This is a genomic window from Terrisporobacter sp. (assembly GCF_017888745.1).
Lineage (GTDB): Bacteria > Bacillota > Clostridia > Peptostreptococcales > Peptostreptococcaceae > Terrisporobacter.
In genome coordinates this window covers 1-8,734 of sequence record NZ_JAGHFM010000110.1, presented here as the reverse complement: position 1 = coordinate 8,734, position 8,734 = coordinate 1, and the positions used below count along the sequence as shown (strand labels likewise).

Here is an 8,734-nt window from a genome sequence, read left to right as displayed (position 1 = left end):
TCTCCAGATATACAACTTACTGGACAAACTCTGGCACAAGCACCACATCCTATACATTTTGTTGTTATGGTAAGTTTTATTAAATTATTACATTGCATTGTATAACATTTATTATCTTCTATATGTTCATTTATTTCTTCATAAAAATTATTTAATACATCTTCTATAATATTATCTTCTTGATTCAGTAAATCTTTAATTTCATCTACTAAAGTTCTTAAAATATAAATATCACGCATATTAGATTTACCTTTACTAATCCTATCTAATAATTTACTAATTTTTTTTATAGGCTCTTTTACTGATAAGTATTCTTCTAGTGATTTACCACTTTGAAGTTGACCGTATACATAATCTATATAGTATTTAGAATATTGAACTATACAGTCTTCTTCTGAAAGCACAACAATACTTCTAATATGATTTTCAAATAAATTAAAATCTAATACCTTGTCTAAGTCTTTCTGTGTTAAAAGTCTTCCATAAGGAGGCATTCCTATATGAGCAGCTTTGAATTCTCTTTTATCTAGTATTCCTCCAGTTAAATCAATTATATCTCTAAGTGTAGCCTCTTTAGGTATATCAAATATTCCACTATTTTCCACTCTTCCACATATAGCTACTCTTCTTGTACCACTTTTAGATACATCTTTTAATAATTCTTCACTAAGAGTGTAAAATACAGATCCTCTGTCACTATGTAACATCAATGGCTTTTCATTTGTCATGATAACAACTCCTTTTTCTATATGCTTAAATTATGTTATTTTGCCTAATATATACTTTTAATATTTTTTACAATTTATTAGATAGAATGTAGGAATTGATTTACATTTTTAAATTCACATTAAAAAAACCGTATGCATAGAATAATTATTCTATACATACAGTTCTTTATTGCTATTACTACTTAGCTTGGCCTACACTCTTACATGCAACCATTCTAGCTTTTACATATTCTTTTACTTCTTCTCGACCTTGGGCATTGTATTTCTTAGGGTCTATTGTATCAGGGTTTGCTTCTAAAACTTTTTTAACTCCATTTGTGAATGCTATTCTTAAATCTGTAGCATAGTTAACCTTACAAATCCCTCTATTAACACATTCTGTAACTACTTCATCTGAAACTCCTGATGTGCCATGTAATACTAATGGTACATCAACTAACTCCCTTATTTTAGATAATCTATTTAAATCTAATTTAGGCTCTCCCTTGTACACTCCATGAGCAGTACCTATAGCAACTGCCAATGAATCAACACCTGTTTTTTCAACAAATTCTTTAGCTTCATTAGGGTCAGTATATCCACCGTCTCCTCCATCTAAATCATCTTCTTTTCCACCAACTTTTCCAAGCTCAGCTTCCACAGGAACATTTCCATTTTTACATACTTCAACTACTGATTTAGTTAAAGCTATGTTATCTTCAAAACTACCATGTGAGCCATCTATCATTATTGATGTATAACCAGTTCTATAAGCCTTCATTGCTAAATCAAAGCTATTTCCATGATCTAAATGTATCGCTACCGGAACGCTTGCTTTTTCTGCTGCTACTTTAACATTAGCATAAAAGTAATCAAAGTCAGCATATTTTACAGTTGAAGGTGTAGTTTGCATGATAACTGGTGACTTTTGCTCCTCTGCTGCACCTACAACAGCCATAACCATTTCCATATTTTCCACATTAAACGCACCTACTGCGTATCCATTTGCTTGTGCATCTAATAACATTTGCTTAGTTGTAACTAATGACATATTTCTACCTCTCCATTCAGTAATCTTACTACTTCTTTTTTATTTTTACTTTCTAATATAGCCTTAACGTAATCATCTTCCATTAAGTTTTGTGCTAATGAAGATAATGTTCTTAAGTGAAGGTCATTATCTCCTTCCCCTGCTGCTATCATAAATATCAAGTGGACTGGAAGCCCATCTGCTGAATCAAATTCAAATCCTTTTTTAGATATACCAACTGCTACTCTCGGTTTTACAACAGTTTTAGTTTTTGCATGAGGTATTGCTACTCCATTTCCAAATCCTGTTGAAGATACTTCTTCTCTTTTCTTTATTTCATTTAAAAATTCTTCTTTATTTTCTAGTACACCATCTTGATATAATAAGTCTGCCATTTCTTTTAAAACTTCTTCTTTAGTAGTAGATTTTAATTCTAATACTACAGTATTTTCATTATATAAAGATTTTGCGTCTGATTTAGCTTCTATATTAACTGATACCAATTGTGAATTATCTTTTTCTACTTTTACTTTTGGTGTTACTAATATATATAATATTGCACCTACTGCTGAACCTGCTAATATACAACCTACCCATAATAATGGTTTATTTACTAATCCTAGTATTAAGAAGCCTCCATGTGGAGCTGGAACTTCAATTTTCATCATATAAGTTAATATTGCTGATATTGATGAACCTACCATTAATACTGGTATAACTTTTAATGGATTTTTAGCTGCAAAAGGTATTGCACCTTCAGTTATATGAGTACATCCAAGTATGTAGTTTAATAAACCTGCTGTACGATCATCTTCTGTAAATCTGTCTTTTTTGAATGTTGCTGCAAGTGCTATTACAAGTGGTGGTGTTATACAAGCTGCAGATACCCCAGCCATAAATAAATAGTTACCTTGAGCTAATAACATTGTTCCTGTTACATATGCTGCTTTGTTAACTGGTCCTCCCATATCAAATGCTGACATAGCTCCAATTACTAAACCTAAAGCTATAGGATTTGACTCTTGCATTCCTGCTAAGAAGTTCATCATTGATTCATTAAGAGCTGAACAAGGTCCTCCTAAAGCAACCATTAATAATCCTGATGCAAAAACTGTTATTATTGGAACTATAAATATAGATTTTAAACCTTCTAATTGTCTTGGAAGTTTTCTTAAACTGTTAACGATTAATAATGTGAAATAACCTGCAAAGAACCCCCCAATTATACCTCCAATAAATCCCGAACCATTATCATTAGCCATCATACCTGCTACAAAACCTGCAAGCATACCTGGTCTTCCTGCTATTGATTGAGCTATGAAAGCTGTAAGTACTGGAACCATAAGACCCATTGAGAATCCACCAATAGATTTTATAGTAGCTGCTATCACGTTATATTGATCTGATGTTGGGTCAAATGAGAATATTCCCCATAAGAATGATATTGCAGTAAGTACACCACCTGCCACTACAAGAGGAAGCATGTGAGATACACCGTTCATTAAATGTTTATATATTTGATGACCTAAAGAAACTTTTTCTTCATTATCATTATTTATTCTTACACTACCTTGTCTTACTGGAACTTTATTATCTATACATCTTTGTATAAGTTCATGAGCCTTATTCATTCCATCTGTTACAGGAACTTCTATTACTGGCTTTCCGTTGAATCTTTCCATATCAACATTTTTATCACAAGCAACTATTATCGCATCTGCCTTTCTTATTTCTTCAGCTGTTAATGCATTTTCAACACCTATTGCTCCATTTGTTTCTACTTTTATCTCACATCCTAGCTCTTTTGCAGCTAACTTTAATGCTTTTTCTGCCATAAAAGTATGAGCTATTCCTGTAGGACAACCTGTAACTGCTAAAATCTTTTTACCCATAGATTATTCCACCCTTCTCACTTTAATTTCTTTCATATATTGTTCAACCTTTTTTAAATCACCTATTGCATTACTCTCTGCCACATTAGCTCCTGTTGCTGAAGCTCTTTTAAGCGCTTTTTCGATATTTTCCTCACTACTAATATCTTCAAGCCATATACTTAAAAAACCAGCTAAAGCCGAATCTCCAGCACAAGCAGAACTTAAAAGTTTTACTTCGTGTGCACTTGTGTAGTAGATATTTTCACCATTATAAAAATAAGACCCTTTTTCTCCTAGAGTTAGAAAGATATTTTGTGCTCCTTGTTCATGTAAATATTTCAGAACATCTTTTATATCTTCTTCATCTCTAACAATAATTCCAAAAATATCTGCTATTTCTTCATCATTTGGTTTAATTAAAAATGGTTTATATTTTAATAGACATTTTAGTTTTGGAGAACTAATGTCTAGAATGACCTTTGTTTTCTTTTCTTCACAAATTTTAAGTATATCTTCATAATAAGATGTATCTATGCCTGGTGGTAAACTTCCACTTATTGATAAATAATCTAAATCATTAAAACTTTTCATTTTATCAAGCATTTCTTTTTGTTGCTCCTTAGCTACGAAAGAACCTGCATTAACAAATTTAAACTCTCCTTCACCATCATTTAAAAATATATTAATCCTTGTTGTATCTTCAACTTCCACTGGAAAAATTTCTATTCCCTTTTTCTCAGTTTCTTCAATAATGTATTTTCCTGAAAATCCTCCGAAAAAACCTAACACCTTTGAATCTATTCCAAAATGTTTCAATACAAAACTTACATTTAAACCTTTTCCATTTGCTGAATAAACAACATCATGTGTTCTATTTACAAGTTTTCTTTCTATTGAATTAGTACATATATTCATGTCTATGGCAGGATTTGTAGTTAATGTATAAATCATGCTTCATTCCTCCCTTTATCTTATATTCAAATTATAAAAAAAAATGAGATGAAAATCTTTTCATAATATGAAAACGATTTTATCTCATTTTTTAATTAAGAGACTAATTTATAATTCTAAATGTGCTGACATATAGTCTATAATTATTCTAGACATCATAAATAAAGAAACTCTAGAAGACACTTCATATTCTTTTATAGAAACATGATTATGTTTAAATCCTATTAGATTATAATCAGAACATTCTATAAGAGATGAGTTCTCACTACAACAACAAGTTATAACTTTAGAACCACAGCTATTGGCATTTTTAGCCGACTCAATTAACTCTGGTGTTTCTCCATTCAACGAAAATATAAAAACTACTTCATCACTATTCAAACTTCTTGTTTTTATTTCCATAATATTAGGATCATCAAGAAATATTACATTAAATCCTAATAATTGAAGTTTTAAAGTAAATTCTTGTCCTACATAGCAAGTAAGCCCCCTTGCAAGGACATAAATTTTTTTTGATTCAGTAAGGCAATTTACTATGTTTAATACATTTGTAACAGAAATTCTATCAATAACTTGCCTAGCTTCTATAAAAGATTTATTTATTATTTCCCCCATATTATAAATTTCATCATCGTTAGTTTTAGATATAAGTCTATATCTTAATTCATTAAATCCATTCACTCCACATTTTCTTATAGCCCTAGATACTGTTGCTGGAGAAGAATAAGTATCAAAGGCAATATCAACTATAGATAATTCAGATAATCTATCTTCATTATTATTTATAAATCTTATTATTTCACTTTCTGTTTTTGTAAGACTTTGCATTATATCTTTATTTACTTCTATTAACACAAGACTCTCCCCCCTTATATTATGAAAATATTTTCAATTTTATCTAAAATCATTATATCAAGTTTTTTATATTTTTCAATTTTTTCTATGCAAAAAAGATATGGTCATATTTAAACAACCATATCTTCCTATTTAAAATCTTATTGAGATTTAATTTCTGTCCAAGCATCTTCATATACTTTAAGTATATCAGGTGGTAAATTTAAAAATACTTCTGACTTATCTAATACATTTTTATCTGGATAAGCAGTTGGATTATTTTTCATTTCATCATCTAACATTTCATATGCTTTTTCATGTGGCGTTGAATATTCTATATACTCAACATTTTGAAGAGCATTATCTGGATCTAACATAAAGTTTATAAACATCTCAGCTTCTTTTTTGTTTTCAGCTATTTTAGGAATACACATAGCATCAACCCATTCATTAGTTCCTTCTTCTGGAACAGAATAAGCTAAGTCTGGATTTTCATCCATTAAAACTAAAGCATCCCCATTATAAACTATACCCATAGCTGCATCTCCAACTACTAGTCTATCTTTTCCATCATCATTTACATAAGCTTGTACAAGAGGCAATTGTTTTATTAACTCTTTTTTAGCTGCTTCTATTTCTGATAAATCTTGAGTATTTATTGAATGACCTAATCTTATTAATGAAATTCCCATAGTATCTCTAACAGAGTCTAGCATTTGTATTTCACCTTTGTACTTAGGATTCCAAAGTACATCCCAGCTTTTTACATCCTCTGCATCTACCATTTTAGTATTATATAATATTCCAAAAGTACCCCACATATAAGGAACACTATATTTATTTCCCGGATCGTAAGCAGGATCTCTAAATTTCTTCATTATATATTTATAATTAGGAATATTTGAGTAATCTATTGTTGACACTAAATCTTCATCTATTAGTTTTTCTACCATATAATCTGATGGAAATATTAAATCATACTTTGTACTTCCACTTTTTAACTTTTGATACATTGATTCGTTAGTATCATAAGTTTCATATACAACAGTTATTCCTGTTTCTTCTTCAAATTTGCTTATTAATTCTTCATCCATATAATCTCCAACATTATATATGTTAAGAACTTGAGCAGACTTTTTAGATTGACCGCAACCTACTAATAAAGTGGATGACATCACAACTGTTAATGCTAATGAAATTATTTTTTTAAGTTTCATCATGTCTCCTCCTTTTTATTACCCTTTATGAGTTGCCTTTTTATTTGCTGTTATATTAGATAAAAGTAATAATATTAAAACAGCTCCAAACATTAATGTAGATAAGGCATTTATTTCTGGTGTTAATCCTCTTCTTGTCATTGAGTAAACTTCTATAGCTAAGTTAGTTACACCATTTCCTGTTGTAAAGAAACTTATAACGAAGTCATCTATAGACATAGTAAATGCTATAAGTATCCCTGATATTATACCTGGCTTTATTTGAGGTAGAACAACTTTTCTAAGTGCATACCAAGGTGTTGCTCCCAAGTCCATTGCTGCATCTTCGATATTTGCAGGTAATTGTTTTAATTTTGGTAAAACTGAAAGTATTACATATGGTATATCAAATACAATATGTGATATTAACATTGTAGTAAAACCAAATTCCATGTTAACAAATACATATAGTGACATTAATGCCACCCCAGTTACTATATCTGGATTCAATACTGGTAAATAGTTTACATTTAATAATAAACCTCTAAGCTTACCATGTCTCATTTTATGAATTCCTATTGCAGTAATAGTTCCTATTACTGCAGCTATTAAAGATGCTACTATAGCTATAAATACTGTATAATAAAGCGCATCTAATATTCTTTCGTTTTGGAATAACTCTTCATACCATCTTAAAGAAAATCCATTCCATTTTGCCATTGATTTAGAATCATTGAATGAAAATACTGCAAGTGATATTATTGGTGCATATAAAAATAAATATACAAGAGTTAAATATATATTTGATGTGAATTTCTTTATAATAGTAATCCACCGCCTTCCTTATCTGACTCGTCACTAAATTTATTAAGTATCGCCATTGAAATTAAAATGACTATCATCATGAAGATTGATATTGCAGAACCAAAATGCCAGTTACCAACTGACATGAATTGTTGTTCAATTAAGTTACCAATTAACATGAATTGACCTCCACCTAGTAATTTTGAAATTACAAAAGTAGATACCGCTGGCATAAATACCATTGTTATACCTGATGCTACACCTGGCATACTAAGTGGTAATATTATCTTATAAAATACTTGAAGTCCATTGGCTCCTAAGTCTTTAGCCGCATTTATTAAATCTTTATCCAATTTTGATAATATTGTATATATTGGTAATATCATAAATGGTAAGAAGTTATATACCATACCTAACATCACCGCTGTGTCTGTATATAAAATATTTATAGGTTGAAAACCTATTGTAGTTATTATCGTATTTATTATTCCATTTCTTCCTAAAATTGCTGACCATGCGTAAGTTCTAAGTAAGAAGTTCATCCACATTGGAACTATTACAAGCATAAGTAAAGTATTTTGCCTTGATGCTTTTGTTTTAGTAATTATATAAGCTGTAGGATAACCTATAATTAAACATAATACCGTTGATATTATTGCCAGCTTAATTGATCTGTAAAATATTCTAAAATACATTGGTTGCATTAATTCTTTAAAATTTTGCAATGTGAATGTATATTGGCCATTTTCACTATTTGTAAAAGCAAAAAATACTATTAGAAATAAAGGAATTACTATAAATAACCCACTCCATAGTATATATGGAGAAGTTATTTTTAAGCCTAATTTATTCTCTCTATTATTCATTTGACTCATCATCACCTGTTTTTTTCATAATATGTATGTCTTCTGGATAGATATCCATACCAAGCTCAGATCCAACTTCTGCTGATTTTGTATTGTGAAGTAACCAAGTTATACCACAAGACTCTACTGTCATTTCATAATGAACACCTTTAAATACACAAGATGTAACTTCACCACTTAACATACCTTCTTCAGGATTAACCATTTTTATATCTTCTGGTCTTATTACAATCTGAATCTCCTCATCTTTTTCAAACCCTTTATCAACGCAATCAAAGTTTTTGCCACAGAATTCAACTAAGAAATCTTCATGCATAATACCATCTATTATGTTACTTTCACCTATAAATCTAGCAACAAAAGCATTTTCAGGTTCATTATATATGTCTTCAGGAGTTCCCATTTGTTGTATTTTACCTTTGTTCATTACAACTATTGTGTCTGACATAGAAAGTGCTTCTTCTTGGTCATG

9 protein-coding genes are annotated in these 8,734 nt (G+C 30.0%); all 9 read right to left on the bottom strand.

The annotated features are described in order from the left end of the window. On the bottom strand, positions 1–728 hold a 728-nt coding region (locus J7G74_RS05520), incomplete at its 3' end, for a 4Fe-4S binding protein (RefSeq protein WP_297132884.1). Between the two features lie 178 nt (positions 729–906). Beyond that, positions 907–1,758, bottom strand: coding sequence for a class II fructose-1,6-bisphosphate aldolase (fba, locus tag J7G74_RS05515; RefSeq protein WP_297132882.1), 852 nt, complete (start codon positions 1,756–1,758; stop codon positions 907–909). After that, entirely contained in the window at positions 1,749–3,629 is a 1,881-nt protein-coding gene (locus J7G74_RS05510; RefSeq protein ID WP_297132879.1) for a fructose-specific PTS transporter subunit EIIC, read from the bottom strand. Before J7G74_RS05510 ends, fba begins: the two co-directional genes overlap by 10 nt. A 3-nt stretch (positions 3,630–3,632) precedes the next feature. Next, positions 3,633–4,562, bottom strand: a complete 930-nt coding sequence (locus J7G74_RS05505; RefSeq protein ID WP_297132877.1) for a 1-phosphofructokinase family hexose kinase — start codon at positions 4,560–4,562, stop codon at positions 3,633–3,635. 108 nt (positions 4,563–4,670) lie between these two features. Continuing rightward, entirely contained in the window at positions 4,671–5,417 is a 747-nt protein-coding gene (locus J7G74_RS05500; RefSeq protein WP_297132875.1) for a MurR/RpiR family transcriptional regulator, read from the bottom strand. Positions 5,418–5,557: 140 nt separating this feature from the next. Beyond that, a complete protein-coding gene (locus J7G74_RS05495; RefSeq protein ID WP_297132873.1) occupies positions 5,558–6,613 on the bottom strand; it encodes an ABC transporter substrate-binding protein in 1,056 nt (351 codons plus the stop codon). Positions 6,614–6,631: 18 nt separating this feature from the next. After that, positions 6,632–7,312 (bottom strand): ABC transporter permease, encoded by a 681-nt coding sequence (locus J7G74_RS05490; protein ID WP_207720675.1) that lies wholly within the window; start codon positions 7,310–7,312, stop codon positions 6,632–6,634. A gap of 98 nt (positions 7,313–7,410) precedes the next feature. Further along, complete coding sequence (locus J7G74_RS05485; RefSeq protein ID WP_297132868.1) at positions 7,411–8,262, bottom strand: ABC transporter permease; 852 nt, start codon at positions 8,260–8,262, stop codon at positions 7,411–7,413. Next, on the bottom strand, positions 8,255–8,734 hold a 480-nt coding region (locus tag J7G74_RS05480), incomplete at its 5' end, for a TOBE domain-containing protein (RefSeq protein ID WP_297132865.1). The genes J7G74_RS05480 and J7G74_RS05485, both read right to left, overlap by 8 nt.

Bases quoted from the DNA above. Each gene is read 5' to 3' on its own strand.
- fba (WP_297132882.1), bottom strand. From the start codon at position 1,758: ATGTCATTAGTTACAACTAAGCAAATGTTATTAGATGCACAAGCAAAT.
- J7G74_RS05510 (WP_297132879.1), bottom strand. From the start codon at position 3,629: ATGGGTAAAAAGATTTTAGCAGTTACAGGTTGTCCTACAGGAATAGCT.
- J7G74_RS05505 (WP_297132877.1), bottom strand. From the start codon at position 4,562: ATGATTTATACATTAACTACAAATCCTGCCATAGACATGAATATATGT.
- J7G74_RS05495 (WP_297132873.1), bottom strand. From the start codon at position 6,613: ATGAAACTTAAAAAAATAATTTCATTAGCATTAACAGTTGTGATGTCA.
- J7G74_RS05490 (WP_207720675.1), bottom strand. From the start codon at position 7,312: ATGGCAAAATGGAATGGATTTTCTTTAAGATGGTATGAAGAGTTATTC.
- J7G74_RS05485 (WP_297132868.1), bottom strand. From the start codon at position 8,262: ATGAATAATAGAGAGAATAAATTAGGCTTAAAAATAACTTCTCCATAT.